At 57.1% G+C, this 17,040-nt stretch carries 17 protein-coding genes; 7 read left to right on the top strand and 10 right to left on the bottom strand.

Annotated elements, in window-relative coordinates; all coding sequences use genetic code 11:
- Positions 1-107: 107 nt before the first annotated feature.
- Positions 108-623 carry an SRPBCC family protein gene (locus ACWJ62_RS00600; protein ID WP_449284450.1) on the top strand — a complete coding sequence of 172 codons (516 nt, stop codon included), beginning with the start codon at positions 108-110 and terminating at the stop codon, positions 621-623.
- An 8-nt stretch (positions 624-631) separates the two neighbouring features.
- On the opposite strand, the gene ACWJ62_RS00605 is transcribed toward ACWJ62_RS00600, so the two are convergent.
- Positions 632-1,816, bottom strand: coding sequence for an NnrS family protein (locus ACWJ62_RS00605; RefSeq protein WP_449284451.1), 1,185 nt, complete (start codon positions 1,814-1,816; stop codon positions 632-634).
- Between the two features lie 122 nt (positions 1,817-1,938).
- Here ACWJ62_RS00605 and ACWJ62_RS00610 point away from each other — a divergent pair, with 122 nt between their 5' ends.
- Positions 1,939-2,310, top strand: a complete 372-nt coding sequence (locus ACWJ62_RS00610) for a SirB2 family protein (RefSeq protein ID WP_008169360.1) — start codon at positions 1,939-1,941, stop codon at positions 2,308-2,310.
- 1 nt (position 2,311) lies between these two features.
- Here the strand turns inward: ACWJ62_RS00610 and ACWJ62_RS00615 are convergent, their stop codons facing one another.
- Positions 2,312-3,133, bottom strand: a complete 822-nt coding sequence (locus ACWJ62_RS00615; protein WP_449284452.1) for an ion transporter — start codon at positions 3,131-3,133, stop codon at positions 2,312-2,314.
- 219 nt (positions 3,134-3,352) lie between these two features.
- Between ACWJ62_RS00615 and ACWJ62_RS00620 the strand changes: the two genes are divergently transcribed.
- Positions 3,353-4,705, top strand: a complete 1,353-nt coding sequence (locus ACWJ62_RS00620; RefSeq protein WP_062781106.1) for a hypothetical protein — start codon at positions 3,353-3,355, stop codon at positions 4,703-4,705.
- Positions 4,706-4,729: 24 nt separating this feature from the next.
- Here ACWJ62_RS00620 and ACWJ62_RS00625 read toward each other — a convergent pair whose 3' ends face one another.
- Together ACWJ62_RS00625 and ACWJ62_RS00630 are read right to left on the bottom strand one after the other, a co-directional pair.
- Positions 4,730-5,188 carry an EVE domain-containing protein gene (locus ACWJ62_RS00625; RefSeq protein ID WP_449284453.1) on the bottom strand — a complete coding sequence of 153 codons (459 nt, stop codon included), beginning with the start codon at positions 5,186-5,188 and terminating at the stop codon, positions 4,730-4,732.
- 88 nt (positions 5,189-5,276) lie between these two features.
- On the bottom strand, positions 5,277-6,599 hold the full coding sequence (locus tag ACWJ62_RS00630) for an MFS transporter (RefSeq protein WP_449284454.1): 1,323 nt from the start codon (positions 6,597-6,599) through the stop codon (positions 5,277-5,279).
- Between the two features lie 309 nt (positions 6,600-6,908).
- Here ACWJ62_RS00630 and ACWJ62_RS00635 point away from each other — a divergent pair, with 309 nt between their 5' ends.
- Positions 6,909-7,370 carry a universal stress protein gene (locus ACWJ62_RS00635; RefSeq protein ID WP_449284455.1) on the top strand — a complete coding sequence of 154 codons (462 nt, stop codon included), beginning with the start codon at positions 6,909-6,911 and terminating at the stop codon, positions 7,368-7,370.
- Positions 7,371-7,416: 46 nt separating this feature from the next.
- The gene (locus tag ACWJ62_RS00640) at positions 7,417-8,916 is read left to right on the top strand and encodes an MFS transporter (RefSeq protein ID WP_449284456.1); all 1,500 of its coding nucleotides are present in this window, start codon (positions 7,417-7,419) and stop codon (positions 8,914-8,916) included.
- Positions 8,917-9,022: 106 nt separating this feature from the next.
- Here the strand turns inward: ACWJ62_RS00640 and ACWJ62_RS00645 are convergent, their stop codons facing one another.
- Positions 9,023-9,439: a globin gene (locus ACWJ62_RS00645; RefSeq protein WP_424005630.1), complete on the bottom strand. Its 417-nt coding sequence runs from the start codon at positions 9,437-9,439 to the stop codon at positions 9,023-9,025.
- A gap of 161 nt (positions 9,440-9,600) precedes the next feature.
- Positions 9,601-11,193: an antiporter gene (locus tag ACWJ62_RS00650; protein ID WP_449284457.1), complete on the bottom strand. Its 1,593-nt coding sequence runs from the start codon at positions 11,191-11,193 to the stop codon at positions 9,601-9,603.
- Between the two features lie 564 nt (positions 11,194-11,757).
- Between ACWJ62_RS00650 and ACWJ62_RS00655 the strand changes: the two genes are divergently transcribed.
- Complete coding sequence (locus ACWJ62_RS00655) at positions 11,758-12,321, top strand: Yip1 family protein (protein WP_449284458.1); 564 nt, start codon at positions 11,758-11,760, stop codon at positions 12,319-12,321.
- On the opposite strand, the gene trhA is transcribed toward ACWJ62_RS00655, so the two are convergent.
- Positions 12,322-13,017: a PAQR family membrane homeostasis protein TrhA gene (gene trhA / locus ACWJ62_RS00660; protein ID WP_449284459.1), complete on the bottom strand. Its 696-nt coding sequence runs from the start codon at positions 13,015-13,017 to the stop codon at positions 12,322-12,324.
- 166 nt (positions 13,018-13,183) lie between these two features.
- On the opposite strand from trhA, the gene wrbA reads away from it, so the two are divergent.
- Complete coding sequence (gene wrbA / locus ACWJ62_RS00665) at positions 13,184-13,783, top strand: NAD(P)H:quinone oxidoreductase (protein ID WP_449284460.1); 600 nt, start codon at positions 13,184-13,186, stop codon at positions 13,781-13,783.
- 98 nt (positions 13,784-13,881) lie between these two features.
- Here wrbA and ACWJ62_RS00670 read toward each other — a convergent pair whose 3' ends face one another.
- The 3 genes from ACWJ62_RS00670 to cobA form a co-directional block, all read right to left on the bottom strand.
- Positions 13,882-14,583, bottom strand: coding sequence for a Crp/Fnr family transcriptional regulator (locus ACWJ62_RS00670; protein WP_449284461.1), 702 nt, complete (start codon positions 14,581-14,583; stop codon positions 13,882-13,884).
- Positions 14,584-14,684: 101 nt separating this feature from the next.
- Positions 14,685-16,181: a cytochrome D1 domain-containing protein gene (locus ACWJ62_RS00675; RefSeq protein WP_449284462.1), complete on the bottom strand. Its 1,497-nt coding sequence runs from the start codon at positions 16,179-16,181 to the stop codon at positions 14,685-14,687.
- Positions 16,178-17,038 carry a uroporphyrinogen-III C-methyltransferase gene (gene cobA, locus ACWJ62_RS00680; protein ID WP_449284463.1) on the bottom strand — a complete coding sequence of 287 codons (861 nt, stop codon included), beginning with the start codon at positions 17,036-17,038 and terminating at the stop codon, positions 16,178-16,180. Before cobA ends, ACWJ62_RS00675 begins: the two co-directional genes overlap by 4 nt.
- Between the last annotated feature and the right edge of the window lie 2 nt (positions 17,039-17,040).

Here is a 17,040-nt window from a genome sequence, read left to right on the forward strand (position 1 = left end):
GTTTACCCCGTTTGATGGTCATCAAGGTGCTTGTCCGACCCCGCGAATACAATCATCAGAAGTCCGTTCTGTGACATCCGGAGATTCGAAACTGGCAAGGAGGGCGTATGTCCGGGAATGAGGAAATTATTGCAGGCAAGGTCCGGCGCCAGGGTGACCGGGTTATGGTCCGCCTTGAAAGAGAAACCGGGCACTTGCCGGAACGAGTCTGGGAGATGCTGACAGATTCCGTGTGTCTGGCTGAGTGGCTGGCTCCTGGTACGCTGGATGCAAGGCCGGGCGGTCGGGTTCAGCTGGATTTCGGTAACAGTGGCATGCCGATCGATTGTCGGGTCACGGATTGCCAGCCCAATCGTCGCCTGGCCTATTCCTGGAGTTCGGGTGATTCCCCCGAGCGTCCGTTGATATGGGAGCTTGATCCGATCGATGGGGGCACCCGCCTGTCGCTCACATTATTGCTGCCTGATGATGAAGTGGTGCCCATTGCCTGTGCGGGCTGGGATGCTCATCTCGAGATGCTGCTGGCGGCACTGGAAGGAATCAGTATTCACTTCCCGGCCAGCCGGTTCCGCCAGGCAAGAGCAAGGTTCGAGTTTCTGGTCAGGCAGGAGTTGGCTGCCTGACCAACGGGTCAGCCTTCTCTGCCATCCGGTCTGGGGCTGGCCAGGATGGCGGTGTAGCGGTACAGGAACATACCGAAGGCAAAAAGCCAGAGCATAGTGCTGCTGCCAATGCCGGGGTGCCAGGGGATAACTCCAAAGGCGGTAAGTACTCGAATCAGCGCCGCCAGATGAATCGCAAAGAACGCAAGCACCATGCCTTTGGGCAGCTCCAGTGGTCTGCCGCTGTGTCCGAGGGCGACCCGGGCAATGACCCCGAGAATCAGGCATGCCACCGCGCCGGTTCCGGCTGCGTGACTCCAGGCGTTGGAAGGCCAACCTGCGAACAGTGTGCCGGCCAGCAGGAACAGGGCCACCGGCACCCACAATATGGAAAGGTGCAGAATCCAGAGCAGGGGTTCCTGGCGAACGAGCCAGCCCTTCCATCCCGCCAGACGCACCAGCATAAGTGCACCAGACAGCAGCGCCAGCAAACCGGTAACGGTTTGCCAGCCAGTCACCAGAGATGCCATCAGCAGAATCAGGCTGAATACAGTTGCCATATCCAGCGCAGGAATGGTCTTTACAGCGTTGCTGTCGAGTCCCCTCTGGCGCAACCAGCCGGTGGAAAACGCCGGAGTGATGCGGCCACCGATGATGCTGATCAGTGCCATGGCCATGATCAAGGCGCCATAGCTGAAGGCCATGTCGAGGCGGGTGACAAAGCCGATTTGCATCAGCCAGAGCAGGCCGAGTACCACCATGATCATCAGTTGCCGTTTTTGCCGGGCGTGCCAGATGCGCCAGCCGGCATCCACCATGACCAGGGGCAGGAACGCCAGGTTCACGCCCTGAACCAGCCAAAAGGGCAGGTCAGCACCGGTTGCCAGTAGTAGACGACCAGCCAGCCAGACACCCCAGAGCAGCACCAATCTGAATCCGTGAGTTCGTTCTGTCTGGGTCCACACGCACACTGCGGTCAGCAGAAAACCCGCGATTGCTGCCGACAGAAACCCGAACAGCATCTCGTGCTGATGCCAGAACAAGCCAGGCATGGCGAGGGGCAGGCTGATGACGCCATTGACCTGCATTACCCAGAGTGGAATGGCGGAAAGGGCCAGGACGGTCATGGACAGAAAGAAAATCCGGAAGGGGTAGGAAAATAATTGGCTGACGCTGACCGACGCCCGTTCAGGGGAAGTTGGAATGGCCCGCATAGGTGTCTCCCATATACATGTATTCTGTGTATATGTTAAACCCTGACATCCGTCTTAACCATACCTGCTTGTAGGTAGATTGCGTACAATGCGGCAAAATGCCTGTTAACAAAGGAACTTTCATGACCGCGTACATGATTCTGAAGCACCTGCACGTGACCACCGCGTACCTCACTATCACCCTGTTTGCCCTGCGCCTGCTTCTGGACGCCGTCGGAAGACCGGGCTGGCGCCAGACCCCGCTGCGGTTCATCCCCCACATCAACGACACCATTCTGCTGGTGGCGGCTATCTCGCTGGTTTTTGTGGCCGGGTACGCGTCGGCCATGCCCGGGTGGCTGATTGCCAAAATTGTATTGCTGGTCGGCTACATCATTGCTGGCGTATTCGCCCTGAAAACCACCCTCGGAAAGCCCGTTCGAATTTCCGCTGCGGTGCTGGCCCTGGTTCAGGTGAGCGCCATCCTGCATCTGGCAATGACAAAGCCATTCTGAGTCAGCGCTTTTCGCTGATCTGCTTCGTCAGCTCCGCCAGTTGTACCTGAACGGCCTGGAGCTGGCGGGCAATTTCGTCCCGTTCATCGTGGGCCTTCTGGGCCTGCTTGGCGTTCTGCTCTTCGCTCATGACCTCCAGGATTGCCCCGATCATCATATTCAGGAAAACAAACGCCGTGAGGAATATGAAGGTGATGTAGAAAACCCAGCTCAGCGGATACTGTTCCATGGTGGCGTACATCACATCTGTCCAGTCCTCGAAGGTAGCCACCCGGAAGAGTGTCAGCATGGCAATGGCCACGTCGCCCCAGAGCTCCTCGTCCACGCTGGCGAAGAACATCGAACCCATGGCCGCGTAGATGTAGAAAATGATAAACATCAGCAGGGCGATGTAGCCCATGCGCGGAATCGCTTTTAGCAGCGAGTTGATCAGGAACCGGAGTTCCGGAACCACGGATACCAGGCGCAAGACCCGGAACACCCGCAACAGACGCCCCAGCAACACCGCTTCAGAATTATCCAGAGGAATCAGACTGCCGATCACCACCAGGGTATCGAACAGGTTCCAGCCGTCGAACAGAAAGCGTTTCTTATTGGCGCATACACTAAAACGGAACAGGATCTCCATCAGGAAGAACAGCGTAATGCCGTTGTCCATCACGATGAGCGACTTCTCCACCAAGGGAGGCAGATCATAGGTTTTGGCGCCAATGGTCAGTGCAGACAGAATGATGATGGTGATGACTGCGCCCTGGAAAACCTTGCTGGACTCAATGCGGCGGAGTTTCTCGAAACCGGAGGCGGGGTTCAGTTGGGACGGCATGGCAGGCGACGGCTCCAGAAGATTCGGGGAAGGCCGAATTCTAAAGGGCCGGGACAGAATTGGATAGCCTCAACAAGAGTCGTTCGTTTTGCAAAGTGCGCGGCGGTGTGTAATTAGCAGGATTTATTCAGCCTGATCAGAAATATTCATTCGTGCGATCCGCAAACCCTTCCCATAATCAAGTCGCAAACAATAAAACCAAAAAGCGAGTGACAATCCATGGAAGATAGACCGGAGTTAGCCGGCTGGCGCTGGGGGCCGTTCACTTTCCGCGTGCCCTTTTACCACACGCGCCTGTGTTGGTCCGAGTTCCTGCAGGGGCTGTTTGTTTCAGCCGCCACAGGCCTGGCGTTGATCCCCGTAATGACCGCCTTCTTTGGCCTCAGTTTCGAAGAAGCCGTCGCATTATCGATGATCCATGCCTCCCTGATTGCCTCGGCGGTGATCGTTTTCGGCGAGCCCTACGCTGGCGGCTGGATTACCCCCGCGTTGCCCCTGATTCTGGCGTTTGTGATAGGGGGCTACGAGGACCCGGTCAGCCGGTTCCAGGCGATGACCGCGCTGAGTCTGGTGTTTGCCTCGCTTGTCCTGTTTCTCGGTATAACCGGCCTGGGTCGTCGCTTCGTGATCTGGCTGCCCGACACGCTCAAGGCCGGCATTATTCTCGGGGCCTCGATAGCTGCGCTCAAGCGGGTGTTCGTGGACGATGCGGAGCGCTTTCTGCTCGAGCAGCCCATCGCCACGGGTCTTGCCTGCGCCATCTGCCTGATATTCACCTTCTCCATTCCGATGCAGAAGCTCAAGGAGCGCAGCCGGTTCTTCTTTATGCTGGGAGCTCTAGGCCTGCTGCCGGGCTTTCTGGCCGCGGCCATCGTCGGGCCCTTGGTTGGTGAGGTGAATTTCGATATCCAATGGGGAATCCTGGTGCCACCACTGGGCGAGGCATTGGCGAAGGTTTCGCCGTTGGCCATAGGCTGGCCCTCCCAGGAGATGATTCTCCAGAGTATTCCGCTGGCACTGATTGCCTACATCATCCTGTTTGGCGATCTGGTCACCGGGAATGAAGTGTTGCGGGACGGCTTGAAGGTGCGCAAGGACGAGCACGTGGATATCAACCTGAACCGCACCCATTTCTCGTTGTCGATCCGCAACGCCATCATGGGCATTGTTGCGCCATTCTTCCCCACCCAGGGCGCGGTCTGGACCGGCGTCCACGTCATTGTGGTCCAGCGCTGGAAGCAAGGGCCGAAAGCCATGAACAGTCTCCACAGCGGACTGGCCTCCTACTACCTGATGGGCCTGCCGTTCATCTTCTTCCTGTTGCCGCTGCTGACAGGGCTCAAACCGCTGCTGGGTGTTGCGCTGTCGCTGACTCTCGTGCTGACCGGCTTTGCCTGCGCCTACATTGCCATGTCGATCCCGAGGGATAACGCGTCCCGGGGTACCGTGGTTCTGATCGGGGCTGCTCTTGCGTTCTTTGAACCCTGGATGGGCTTGTTGATCGGGGTGGTGGCAACCCTTGCTCTGGTGGGCTGGGATCGCAGCCCGGATCCGATTCCCCACGACGAGTGACGAGCCGATGGCAGATCCCTGGTGTCAGCCAGCCTGGCCTAGGATGATCTGCCATTCCTCCTCGCTCACGGGCATCACCGAGAGCCGGTTACCCTTGCGGACCAAAGGCAGGTCTTCGAGCCCGGCAATGGATTTCAGCTCATCCAGCGGGATCAGTCTCGACAGCGTGCGAACGTACTCCATGTCCACGGCTTGCCAGCGAGGCTTCTCAGCCGTGCTCTTGGCATCAAAATAGGGCGATTCAGGATCAAACTGGGTTGGATCGGGATAGGCGCTGCGAACGACCGTTACGATGCCGGCTATCCCGATGTGTTTGCAGCTGGAGTGGTAAAGAAAGACCTCGTCACCCTCTGCCATGCGCGCCAGAAAATTGCGGGCCTGGTAGTTGCGCACGCCATCCCACGGAATCACACCGTTCGAGGCTTTGGCAAAATCCTCGATGCCGCATTCCGCGGGTTCTGATTTAACCAGCCACTTGGCCATTGCGCCCTCCGGTTAGTGATAAAAATCACGATTATAAGCCAAAAAAACCCCCGAAGACGGGGGCAGAGAGGCGCAGGGTAACTCCCGGTTATGGCTTTTTCCGGTTGAGCGGATAAAACAGCTGTGGCGAGGCCAGTTCCGGCAAATCCGTCCTTTCCTCGTTGGCGGCCCACTCCACCCGCTCGGCAGACCGGATCGCGTAGTGCATCCACACCAGGGCAGCGGCGACGATCACGAACATCAGCATGAAACAGCTTTGCCAGATCCCGGTGAGATCGTTGAGCACGCCGAATGTCAGCGGCAGGATGAATCCGCCAAGACCGCCAATCATGCCTACCACACCACCCACTGCGCCGACGTGCATGGGGTAGTAAACCGGAATGTGTTTGTAGACGGCGGCCTTGCCCAGGGACATGAAAAAGCCGAGGACAAAAATCAGGGCTACGAACATGGGCAGGTTCATGGCCAGGGTAAAGCGGATATCGCCATCAATGCCCTGGACCACGTAATCGGTGGGCGGGTAGCTCAACAAAAACGTGCACAGAACCGAGGCACCGAAGGTCCAGTACATCACCCGGCGGGCGCCGAAACGGTCCGACATCCAGCCACCGAGAATCCGGAACAGGGAAGCGGGGATGGTGTAGAGCGCCGCAATGATGCCGGCGGTTTTGATGTCCAGGCCGTAAACGCCGATCAGGAAGTGCGGCAGCCAGAGCGCCAGGGCCACGAACGCGCCAAAAACGAAAAAATAGTACAGGGCAAACCGCCAGACCCTTAATTCCCGCAGCGGCTCCATCTGCTCCATGAAGGACTTTGCCTTTTCGCCCGCGCGCTCGGCGGCCATTGGGTCTTCCTTGGCCAACACGATGAAAACAACACCCATGATCGCCAGCACTGTGGCGTAGATCTGGGCAGTGCTTTCCCAGCCGAATGCGACCAGCAGGAATGGCGCTCCGAAATTGGTCACCGCCGCACCCACGTTACCTGCACCAAAAATCCCCAGCGCCGTTCCCTGCCGTGCCGGCTCAAACCAGGCCGCTGTGTAGGCCACCCCGACAATAAAGGCGCCGCCCGCAAGGCCCACGCCCAGGGCACCCACCAGAAGCATGATGTACGTGGTGGCGAAGGTGAGCAGGTAAACGCAGGCAGCGGTGGTGAGCATCAGGATGCCGAATACCCAACGACCACCGTAACGGTCCGTCCAGATGCCAAGGAACAGTCGGCTGATGGAGCCGGTAAGAATCGGAGTTGCCATCAGCAGGCCGAGCTGGGTATCGGAAAGCCCGAGATCTTCGCTGATACGGATCCCGATGATGGAGAAAATGGTCCACACCGCAAAACACAGGGTGAAGGCAAATGTGGATAAACCGAGCGCGCGGTATTGCGCCGGCTTGGATGGGGTATTGGCCATGCTCCTTTCCCTCCGGACGTTCATCAAATGAGGTCTGAAAACACCTCTTAAACCTTACCAAAATCAGGGTTTTTCCATGCGGGGCATTGGAGGTACCTCCTGCTGGGTGCAGCGGTGGTAGGCAATCCAGGGCTTTTAAGGCTCAAGGGATAGATCCTTGATTTCTCTCGTGGGGTACCCGTCATCAGCATTGATATTCATCAATTATGGGCGGCACCGGAGTGTGGGCTAATGCTGACAGATATCAATGGATGTCCCTTGAAATGCCCCCACAAGGGGCGCCAAAACGCCTTCGGGAGAACCCAAGAAATGAAAATCATGATTGCCTACGATGGTTCGCGAAATGCCAGGTTGGCTCTGGCCCAGACCATCACCATGTTTCGCGACCTGAAACCCGTTATTACCCTCGTGGCCGTTGCCGAAAATCCCCGCGATATCACCTCCGGAAACGAGGAAATGTTCCAGGAAGAGCTGGCCGATCTGAAAAAACACATCGCTGAAGCCATGGCGGTGTGTGAACAGGAACAGGTCTCCGCCGAAAACATGCTTCTGGAAGGTGACCCCAGAAAGATGCTGCTGTTTGCAGCCGAAAAGAAAGTTCATCCGGACATGCTGGTTATCGCCCGCCACAGCCACGAGCCGGACGGTGGCTTCATTGCCCGCTCACTGACTTATTTCGTGGACGAGCTGGATTACATGACCTTCGGCAGCGTGAGTTCCTTCCTCGCCCGCCGCATCCAGTGCCCGCTTCTTATTCTGCCCAGCCGTTGAGTCTGGCCATAACCGTTTCTGTACCTGAAAGCCCAGGGAGGCTGACATGAAAGTCGCAGACGTTTTCCGCGTCAAGAATCCGGAAGTCAGGGCGCTGCACCTGACCTGGATCGCATTCTTTATAACCTTCTACGTGTGGTTCAACATGGCGCCGCTGGCATCCAGCATGCTCAAGAGCGTCAATTGGCTTACCACAGATGATCTTCGCCTGTTCGCCATCTGCAACGTGGCACTGACCATACCTGCCCGGATTATTGTAGGTATGGCTCTGGACCGTTTCGGGCCACGGCGTGTGTTCTCGGTGCTTATGGTGCTGATGTCCATCCCGGCGCTGGTGTTTGCGTTCGGTAACACCATGACCCAGCTCCTCGTTAGCCGTCTGGTGCTCAGCTCCATCGGTGCCAGCTTTGTGGTCGGCATCCATATGACTGCCATGTGGTTCAAGCCCAGAGACATAGGCTTTGCCGAGGGTTTTTATGCCGGTTGGGGCAACTTCGGTTCCGCTGCTGCGGCGATTACTCTCCCGACCATTGCACTGCAAATGTACGGTGGTGAAGATGGCTGGCGCTGGGCGATTGCCCAGAGCGCGATCGTGATGGCGGCCTATGGTGTCTACTACTGGTTTGCGATTACCGATGGCCCCGCAGGCACGGTCCACCGCAAGCCCCGCAAGGCCGTGGCGCTGGAAGTCAGCAGCTGGGTCGATATGATCAAACTTATCCTCTGGACCATCCCGCTGGTGGGCGTTCTGGGTATTCTGGTATGGCGTATCGAGAACATGGGGTACCTGAGTGCCACCGGAGCGACGATTTGCTACGCCGTGATTGTCGCCATCGTGTGTTACCAGATTATCCAGATTCTCAGGGTAAACGTTCCCTTGCTGAAACAGGGCGTGCCGGAAGACGACAAATACCCGTTTAACAGCGTGGCAGCGTTGAACAGCACTTACTTCGCCAACTTTGGTGCCGAGCTTGCAGTGGTGTCCATGCTGCCGATGTTCTTCGAGGAAACCTGGAGCCTGAGCGCGACCGCCGCCGGCCTTATTGCGGCTTCTTTCGCCTTCGTGAACCTGGTGGCGCGCCCGATGGGTGGCCTGGTTTCAGACCGCATGGGCAACCGCCGGTTTGTGATGCTCAGCTACATGTTCGGTATCTCCGTCGGCTTCGCGCTCATGGGCCTGATGAACTCCAACTGGCCGCTGATTATCGCCGTGGGCATTACTGTATTCACCTCGTTCTTCGTGCAGGGTGCCGAGGGCGCAACCTTTGGCATTATCCCCTCTATCAAGCGGCGTCTTACCGGGCAGATCTCCGGTATGGCTGGGGCTTATGGCAACGTGGGCGCGGTGGTGTACCTCACCATCTTCACCTTTGTAACCCCAACCCAGTTCTTCTATATCATTGCCGGCGGGGCGTTTATCAGCTGGCTGCTGTGCATCATGTGGCTGAAAGAGCCGGAATCAGGGTTTGCTGACGAATACCAGGTATCCTCTGTGGACCTCCAGATCGAAGAGGAAGAGCGTCGCCGGCAGGCTGCTACCAGCTGATCCACCGACGTTGACGAGAAGGCCGCCGAGGCATAGCCCGGCGGCCTTTTTTCGTTTGTAAGGGAAGTCTTTCGGGGATCACTTCTGATCTGATGCTCACCTCAGATCAGAAGTGATCGTAGCCGAATTTCATATAGGTGATTCCAGGGCTCAGCACCAACCTCCAGGCCAGTTCGATATCATCGCTGCACTCCCAGTCATAGGTTCTTACAGTGTCCGTCAGGCAGTCGAGCCAGAGATCGTATAGGTGGGGCTTGATACTGAGATGGCGGGCACTGTGCAGGCATGCAATTCGATGGAGGACATCGTCAACGTTGCCGCTGGCGTAAAACGCCACGAGGCTAAAAAAGGATTTCTTCAGCATACTTCGCTGAACTGCCATATCTGTGTTGCGAAACAGTGCCCGTACCTCCGGTGAAGACATGAGGAACCGGCGGTAGAAGGCTTCAAAGAAGTCAGGGAGTTCGGATGGGGTCTGAAGGACGCGTTCGTAGCTTGCGTCAAAGAGCTCTTCGAAGGACATGGCAGGCTCCCTGATTCTGTCAGGTTTGAATCAATTATTTTAAATCTAGCATTTGCCGGCGAGTGCGTCATTCGCGATAGGTAGGGAGAAGCCTTTGATGAGGAGCAGGCACAAAAAAGCCGGCGTCCTGAACGGACGCCGGCTGTCGTATGAACCCAGTATCAGGGATTTTTAATGTATGCATTCTTGCGCAGGTAGAACCACCAGTTAACTACCAGGCAGAGCGCGTAGAACACCGCAAACCCGTACATGGCCACTTCCGGAGTGCCGGCCTGGATTTCCTGGCCCATCACCCGAGGGGCGATAAACGCACCGTAGGCGGCAACCGCGGAGGTCCAGCCCAGAACCGGGCCTTTCTGCTGCTGGTTGAAGATGAAGCCGATGCTGCGGAAGGTGGAGCCGTTACCGATACCACTGGCCGCAAACATAACGATGAACAGGATCAGGAACGGCGCAAAGTAGGTGTTTGGGTCGGTGGAGTTGTAGGCCAGCATCATCACATAGCCGGTGGCCACGGAGGCCGCGACCATCACAACCGAGATGATCTGGGTAACGATGGATCCGCCCACCTTGTCGGAAATCCAGCCGCCCACGGGACGAATCAGGGCGCCCACAAACGGTCCCATCCAGGCCCAGGTAAGTGCGCTCGGCGCATCCGGGTTAACCACACGGGTTACGGTGCCATCGGCCGCCACTTCCATCATGTTGCCGAAGATAACGCTGATAGACAGCGGCAGGGCAGCGGAGAAGCCGATGAAAGAGCCGAAGGTCAGGATGTAAAGCACGGTCATGGACCAGGTGTGCTTGTTGCTGAAGATGGCAAACTGGTTCTGGATATTGGGCTTGATGTCGCCCGGGATCAGTCGCAGAAGAATCAGCGTGAGCACGATGGTCAGGGGGAGGGCCAGCCACATGTTCAGTACGCTGAGGGCCCAGACGCCTGCGATAGAGGCGAGAATGCCTACACCATAGAGTCCCAGAATCTTGCCGAAGGCCGAGAGCGGGTTGCCCGGATTGGGAGTAACCACTTTCAGGTTATTCATGCCAAACCAGCCGGCAAACGCCAGGGGAATCAGAAACACCAACCAGATAAACCCGGCGTTCTGGATCCAGGTGTCGGTGCCCGCTTCGATGCGGCCAATCAGGGTGCCGCTCGGGCTTTGCAATTGCATCGGGTCGCCGGCGAGGGCGCCGAAGATACCCACGGTCATTACCAGCGGGATGACCACTTGCATGGTAGTGACGCCGAAGTTACCGAGACCGGCGTTCATGCCCAGGCCATAGCCCTGTTTGCTTTTCGGGTAGAAGGTGCTGATGTTGCTCATGGAGCAGGCAAAGTTACCGCCACCGATACCGGAGAGTAGCGCCAGGGCCTGGAACACGATAAACGGTGTGTCGGGGTTCATCAGGGCGATGCCGGTACCGGCCGCAGGAATCATCAGCAGGGCGGTAGTCAGGAAGACAGTGTTTCGTCCGCCGGCAATCTTGATCATGAACGAGGCCGGGATCCGCAGGGTTGCGCCGGACAAGCCGGCAATCGCAGACAGGGTAAACAGCTGATCAATGGTGAATGGAAAACCCAGATTCTTCATCTGGGTGGTGATCATCCCCCACATCAGCCAGACGGCGAAGCCCATCAGCAGGCTGGGTATGGAAATCCACAGGTTTCGGGAGGCGATGCGCTTGCCTTCCCGTTCCCAGAATTCTTCACTTTCGACATCCCAGTGTTCGATGTCGGCGTTGGTTTTGGCCATGATTTTGACTCCCTCGGTTAACGTGCCCCTGGCCCCATTTCTGGTGGCATCCGGGTTTCTCGAGTCCATTGTGCAAAGCGAGGTGGGGAGGGATTCTTGATATTTCTCAAGGACAAAAAGGTGTCAGCTCTTACCTGTTTTTTGGTGCTATTTCCTCCGCATTTTTGGCCTTAAAAATCCATTTAATTCAGATAGATACGATGGTAATAATCCAAAATGGGTAGGCAATTCGGTGGTCGGCGCAGTGGAGGTAGCCAATCATTTCCGACGGTTCTGGCTACGCCGGAACAGGACAAAAAGCTGGGGGGGGGGTGACGAGCAAATAGATGCACGACCAGCTCGCGGCTGACAGCCAGAGCAGGCCGGGATTCGCGAAAGGATTAGTCCCCGCACTAAGCCGGGCCAATGCCGCGAGAAGCGCTGCCGCTGGAAAGAATACCCAGAATGCAGGACGTTTTTTCCGCGACCTTTCCGAGTTGTCCGAAGTCATCTGGTCTCCTTGACCGGTCGGCGTCCTGACACTATCAATGAAACTAACACCGGATACATTTTAAAAGGTGCATCATGAATATTTCACAGCTTGCCCGTCTACCCTTTTCCGGCAATGGCGCCTGGTCAGAGCTTCGGCGCCTTGATCTGTCCATTCCGTTCCTGGCATGGGTCGTTGTTGTCCCTTTGTCGTTCCTGCCGCCGGTGCTGCTGTACTACGCGGGCACGCAATACGGGGATGGTTTTATTCAGGGGTTCGGCGACAAGCAATGGCGGTTTATCACCACCATTCTGTTTCTGGCCGAATTGCTCACGTTTTTCGTCATGGGATGGCTGATTCACGCCGTGATGAATAGCCATGAATTGAAGATGGGTTACAAGGATGCCTATCTGCTGGCCGCTATTGCTCCGCTACCGCTTTGGCTTTCGTCACTGGCGTTACTGGTACCGGCTCTGGCGGTGAGCGTGGTTGCCGTGTTTGCTGGACTATTTCTGTCCTGTGCGCTGGTGTATCAGGGCGTTCGCTCCCTGTGTGAGCGAACGGATAACGATGTGGTCGCCATGTCTGCTACCTACACCGTTATTGCGGCGTCCCTGTTGGCCTGGGGCCTGCTGATGGCCATGGTATGGGGGTTCTGATCAGGCCGTGTAGGGCAAAACGCCGAAATAGATGGCGCTGAAATGGCAGGCGCTTCCGCCTATAACGAACAGGTGCCAGACAGCGTGCATGTAGGGTATGCGATCCGCCAGATAAAAGGCGACACCGGCGGTGTAGACAACGCCGCCGGCAATCGTCAGGTTCAGGGCGGTCTCACTCAGGTTGGCCACGAGATCGGAAGAGGCGAAAGTGATCAGCCACCCCATGGCGATATAGATGCCGACCCTCGCCAGTTTGAACCGGTTCTTGAAAATAACCTTCAACACCACCCCGGTAATCGCCAATGACCAGATCACGGCGAACAGCGTCCAGCCGACCGTTCCGCGCATGTTTACCAGGAGGAACGGCGTGTAGGTACCGGCGATCAGCAGAAAAATGGCGCAATGATCCAGGGTCTTGAAGGCGCTTTTAAGTTCCGGCCGCCTGGCACTGTGATACAGGGCGGAGGCCAGGTATAGCAGGATCAGCGAAGCGCCAAAAATACTGAAGCTGACAATCCTCCAGATATCCCCGAACTGGCTGGCGCCAATGATCAAGGCCGCGGTGCCGATAACGCTCAGGATGGCGCCGAGCCCGTGGGTCGCACTGTTCAGCCATTCCTCAATGCGGTGATGGATATTTGGTGCTGGGGATGGAGTTGCTGTCACTGTCACTGAGTGGTCTTCCTGATTTGTCATGGCAATAAAATACTTGAGCGTACACGTGTACGCAATGGCCGAGAGTGACCATCCTGTGAGGCTGTTCAGAAAAACTGAATAACCTGTCGGAAAACTTCCGATTTCTCTCGAGTCTGCCTCTGGTTAGCATCCGTATAACGATTTAAAGACACGGGAGGTTTTTCTCATGGCAAAAGTGCTTGTGCTCTATTACTCCATGTATGGCCATATCGAGACGATGGCAAACACCATTGCCGACGGCGCTAAAGGCGTCGTCGGTGCCGATGTGACGATCAAGCGCGTGCCCGAGACGATGGGCGACGAAGCATTTGTCAGTGCTGGCGGAAAGGCGGATCAGGAAGCGCCAGTGGCTGATCCTAAAGAACTGGCAGAATACGATGCGGTGATTTTCGGCACGCCCACTCGTTTCGGCAACATGGCTGGCCAGATGCGTACCTTTATGGACCAAACGGGTGGCTTGTGGGCTGAAGGCAAGCTCCACGGCAAACTAGCCAGCGTGTTCACGTCGACCGGTACCGGGGGCGGGCAGGAGCACACTATAAGCTCTTTCTGGACCACCCTGGCTCACCACGGCATGGTGATTGTGCCCCTTGGTTACGGCATTCCCGAGTTCTTCGATATCTCTGAAGTGAATGGCGGAACGCCCTACGGCGCTTCAACCATCGCGGGTGGCGATGGCTCCAGGCAACCGAGTGAAAAGGAACTGGCCATTGCCCGCTTCCAGGGCAAGCACGTTGCCGAACTGGCAGTAAAGCTGCACGGATGATACTGAGGTTTTAGCAAAGCGTTGAGCGTTTTTCAGGGCGGCAGGCGAGAGCTTGCTGCCCCTTTTTATGCAGCGCTCCGGGTGCCTCACCTTCACAGCTAGGTTCTTGCGGCTCCGGTTTTGAGACGGGAAAAAGTCGCCGGCACAACACCGAGCCATGACGCCAGCTGATTGTCCGGCACCCGTTTGACCAGCTCCGGATATTCCTCGAGCAATAACCGATATCGATCACGGGCCGGCATTGTGTGCTTTCGGAATTCCCTCATGCTGGTGAGCTCTGCGATTTCTTCTGTCAGTGCCAGAGCGAACTGGGGCCAGAGCCCCTCTCCATGAGACTGGATCGCCGACCGGAAAGCCGAGAAGTCGGCCACCCAGGTGGTCACCGGCGTGACCGTAGTCAGGCAAAGGGTATTGCGTACTGTGCGGGTTCGGCCAAAAACCGGCCAGACCATATCGCCTTCGGAGAAGAAATGGTGCACCGACACCTTGCCACTTGGCGCTTCCCGGAACAGCCGGAGTATGCCGTACTGAATCAGGTAAACGTTTGCCCAGGGTTTATCGTGTTTCTCCAGTGCAGTTTCGGGGTCTACCCGTCTGATGTGGAACAGGCGTGCGAGGTCTGCCAGAAACTGGGCGTCCGGGTGATTTTCATGGCCTGTCAAACGAATACCGAATACCCGGCTCAGGCCATGCAGGAGGGCTGCCGACTCTGGCGCGGCATCCTGCTCAACAATATCCGGGTTGTTTTCTCCCAACATGCATGGAGCGGAGGAGACGTCTGGCCTGAAAATACTGTTCATGGCATTGACCCTGTTATGAGTGTCAGGTCAATTATGGTATCAGGAAAGCATCTTTTGAAATGACTTAAATCATTAAGGCTTTTTCACTGAATCGATAACGATTAGTGACTGGTCCCCTCTTCATAATTGATCTTGTTCCAGACGTTGTATTTGCCGGACGGTTTGTTCATGGGAAGGCGCTTTTCTTCCTCCAGGGTTTCTGCGTTGTAGACGATAACGGCGCCGTCCTTGTCCCATACGCTCAGCAGCAGCTTTTCACCGTAACGGTCAAACTCCAAATGGGCGGCGACTTTGCCTGGAGCGGGTTGCAAAGTTTTGACGATTTCCAGGGTTTGCTTGTCGATCACGTGGACCTTGTCCTTGTTAGGGCCGAAGAACACATCCACCCAGGCGTAGCGGGAGTTTTCGTGGCTGCGCATGAAGAATCCCGGTCCATCGGTTTTGAGGGTCTTGATGACTTCCCAGGTGTCCATATCGATGATGGAGACGGCCCCGGTACGAAAGTGTGGGGTCGCGATCACGCGGTGGCCCTGGTACTCCCAGGTAATGCCGGAACCCAGGTGGGGCATGCCGGGAAGAGGGAGTTCGGCGACTGTTTTGCCGGTATCGAGATTGATCACGTAACCGTGCTTGCCATCCCGGGCGGCGCCGATGAGGTGTTCGTAGCCTGGGTCAAAGAAGAAATCATCCAGCCAGGTATCGGTTTGCATCCGGCGAACGTTGGCCTCGCCATCGTCAACGTTGATTTCCCAGGCTTCGGGAATGTCCTTCAGGGCGGCGATGAAGCTGTTCCTTGGCGGGGCCGCGTACACGGCGCTGACTCTGGAGCTTTCACCGGCATCGTTTTCTACCGGGATGAGGTCCATGAGTTCGAGATTGTCAGCATCGAACAGTGCCAGGGTATGGGGCAGATAGTTGGCGGCCATTACGTAGTTGCCGTCAGCGGAGACGGCGATGTTACGCATGTTGATGCCGGCGCGCACTTCCGCCACTACTTTCAGGTTGTACAGGTCGTATTTGGTGATCCAGCCATCCCGGGATCCAAAGTAGACGTAACGACCGTCCGGGCTGTACTTCGGGCCGCCATGAAGGGCGTAGCGGCTCGGAAATCGGTGGATGGGTTCCATCCTGTCCCCGTCGAGCAGGGTGACGTGGTGGTCGCCGATTTCCACCACCAGGAACAGGTTCATCATATCGGCTTGGTAAACGGGCTGATCGGGAAGGGTACCCTGTGGGTAAGGCAGCAGATGGCTGCCCAGGATTTCGGCCCGGCCCCAGGTTGGACTGTCGGCGGGAGGTTGGTAGATATACTCTGCCAGCGCTGTGATGGAGTCACTATCGAGAACATCGGCAAAGGCTGGCATCTGGGTTGCCGGCCGGCCGTGGCGGATGGCTGTTTCTGCCTGAGGCTTTTTCAACCGCGAGAGGTTTTCCGGCAGCAGTGCCGGGCCCATTCCTCCCAGGCGATTGGTGCCATGGCAGCTGGCACAGTGTTGCTGGTACAGCGTTTCGGTTTTCACAGCCGGGCTGGCCTGGAGGGACGTGGTAATCAGCAGACTGGTGGCAAGAATCAGCAGAGTGTTTTTGCTGTCGATCATACGGCCTGGCTCCCTGCGATAGCTGCAGCTGCGTCCATTTGTTCGGAATGCCAGCCGGCTGTGGGGTGCGCCAGTTTTTCTGCCAGTCGGACAACCTCACCAACAATGATCAGTGTTGGTGGCTGGAAGCCCTCACGGCGAATGGTGTGTTCAAGTTGTGCCAGGGTCGTGACGGCCATGTGTTGTTGCGGGGTGGTTCCGCGCTCAACCAGGGCAACAGGACAGTCTCCAGGCAGACCATGGGCAGTGAGCTCCCGGACAATAGTCGGCGCGTTGTGAAGCCCCATGTAGAACACCCGGGTCTGGCCTGGCGCCGCCAGTACACGCCAGTTCAGTTCCAGGGACTGGTCGGCCTTGCGGTGGCCGGTTACGAAGGTGACGCTCTGGGAGTATTCCCGGTGCGTCAGCGGTATGCCGCAGTATGAGGCGCAACCGGCGGCGGAGGTTATGCCGGGTGCCACCTGGAAGTCGATGTGGTTATCCACCAGGAACTCCGCTTCCTCGCCACCACGGCCGAAGATGTAAGGGTCCCCGCCTTTCAGCCGAACCACCCGGCGTTGTTTGACTGCCAGCTGCACCAGTAATTCATTGGTGTCTTCCTGTGGAACGTAATGGCACCCGCTCGCCTTGCCAACGTGAATGCGTTCGGCCGCCGGGCTCACCAGTTCCATGATCTGGGGCGAAACCAGGCGGTCGTACACAATGGCATCGGCTTGCTGTATCAGCATCAGGGCCCGCAGAGTCAGAAGTCCGGGGTCTCCCGGACCTGCTCCAACGATGGCTACCTCTCCTGCCCGTAAGGGTTGTTCCGCCAACTGGAACTCCACCAGGCACTTCTTCCTTTGGCTGGTTGTCATGA

It is taken from the genome of Marinobacter sp. PE14, assembly GCF_053566155.1.

Bases quoted from the DNA above. Each gene is read 5' to 3' on its own strand.
- ACWJ62_RS00600 (WP_449284450.1), top strand. From the start codon at position 108: ATGTCCGGGAATGAGGAAATTATTGCAGGCAAGGTCCGGCGCCAGGGT.
- ACWJ62_RS00605 (WP_449284451.1), bottom strand. From the start codon at position 1,816: ATGCGGGCCATTCCAACTTCCCCTGAACGGGCGTCGGTCAGCGTCAGC.
- ACWJ62_RS00610 (WP_008169360.1), top strand. From the start codon at position 1,939: ATGACCGCGTACATGATTCTGAAGCACCTGCACGTGACCACCGCGTAC.
- ACWJ62_RS00615 (WP_449284452.1), bottom strand. From the start codon at position 3,133: ATGCCGTCCCAACTGAACCCCGCCTCCGGTTTCGAGAAACTCCGCCGC.
- ACWJ62_RS00620 (WP_062781106.1), top strand. From the start codon at position 3,353: ATGGAAGATAGACCGGAGTTAGCCGGCTGGCGCTGGGGGCCGTTCACT.
- ACWJ62_RS00625 (WP_449284453.1), bottom strand. From the start codon at position 5,188: ATGGCCAAGTGGCTGGTTAAATCAGAACCCGCGGAATGCGGCATCGAG.
- ACWJ62_RS00630 (WP_449284454.1), bottom strand. From the start codon at position 6,599: ATGGCCAATACCCCATCCAAGCCGGCGCAATACCGCGCGCTCGGTTTA.
- ACWJ62_RS00635 (WP_449284455.1), top strand. From the start codon at position 6,909: ATGAAAATCATGATTGCCTACGATGGTTCGCGAAATGCCAGGTTGGCT.
- ACWJ62_RS00640 (WP_449284456.1), top strand. From the start codon at position 7,417: ATGAAAGTCGCAGACGTTTTCCGCGTCAAGAATCCGGAAGTCAGGGCG.
- ACWJ62_RS00645 (WP_424005630.1), bottom strand. From the start codon at position 9,439: ATGTCCTTCGAAGAGCTCTTTGACGCAAGCTACGAACGCGTCCTTCAG.
- ACWJ62_RS00650 (WP_449284457.1), bottom strand. From the start codon at position 11,193: ATGGCCAAAACCAACGCCGACATCGAACACTGGGATGTCGAAAGTGAA.
- ACWJ62_RS00655 (WP_449284458.1), top strand. From the start codon at position 11,758: ATGAATATTTCACAGCTTGCCCGTCTACCCTTTTCCGGCAATGGCGCC.
- trhA (WP_449284459.1), bottom strand. From the start codon at position 13,017: ATGACAAATCAGGAAGACCACTCAGTGACAGTGACAGCAACTCCATCC.
- wrbA (WP_449284460.1), top strand. From the start codon at position 13,184: ATGGCAAAAGTGCTTGTGCTCTATTACTCCATGTATGGCCATATCGAG.
- ACWJ62_RS00670 (WP_449284461.1), bottom strand. From the start codon at position 14,583: ATGAACAGTATTTTCAGGCCAGACGTCTCCTCCGCTCCATGCATGTTG.
- ACWJ62_RS00675 (WP_449284462.1), bottom strand. From the start codon at position 16,181: ATGATCGACAGCAAAAACACTCTGCTGATTCTTGCCACCAGTCTGCTG.
- cobA (WP_449284463.1), bottom strand. From the start codon at position 17,038: ATGACAACCAGCCAAAGGAAGAAGTGCCTGGTGGAGTTCCAGTTGGCG.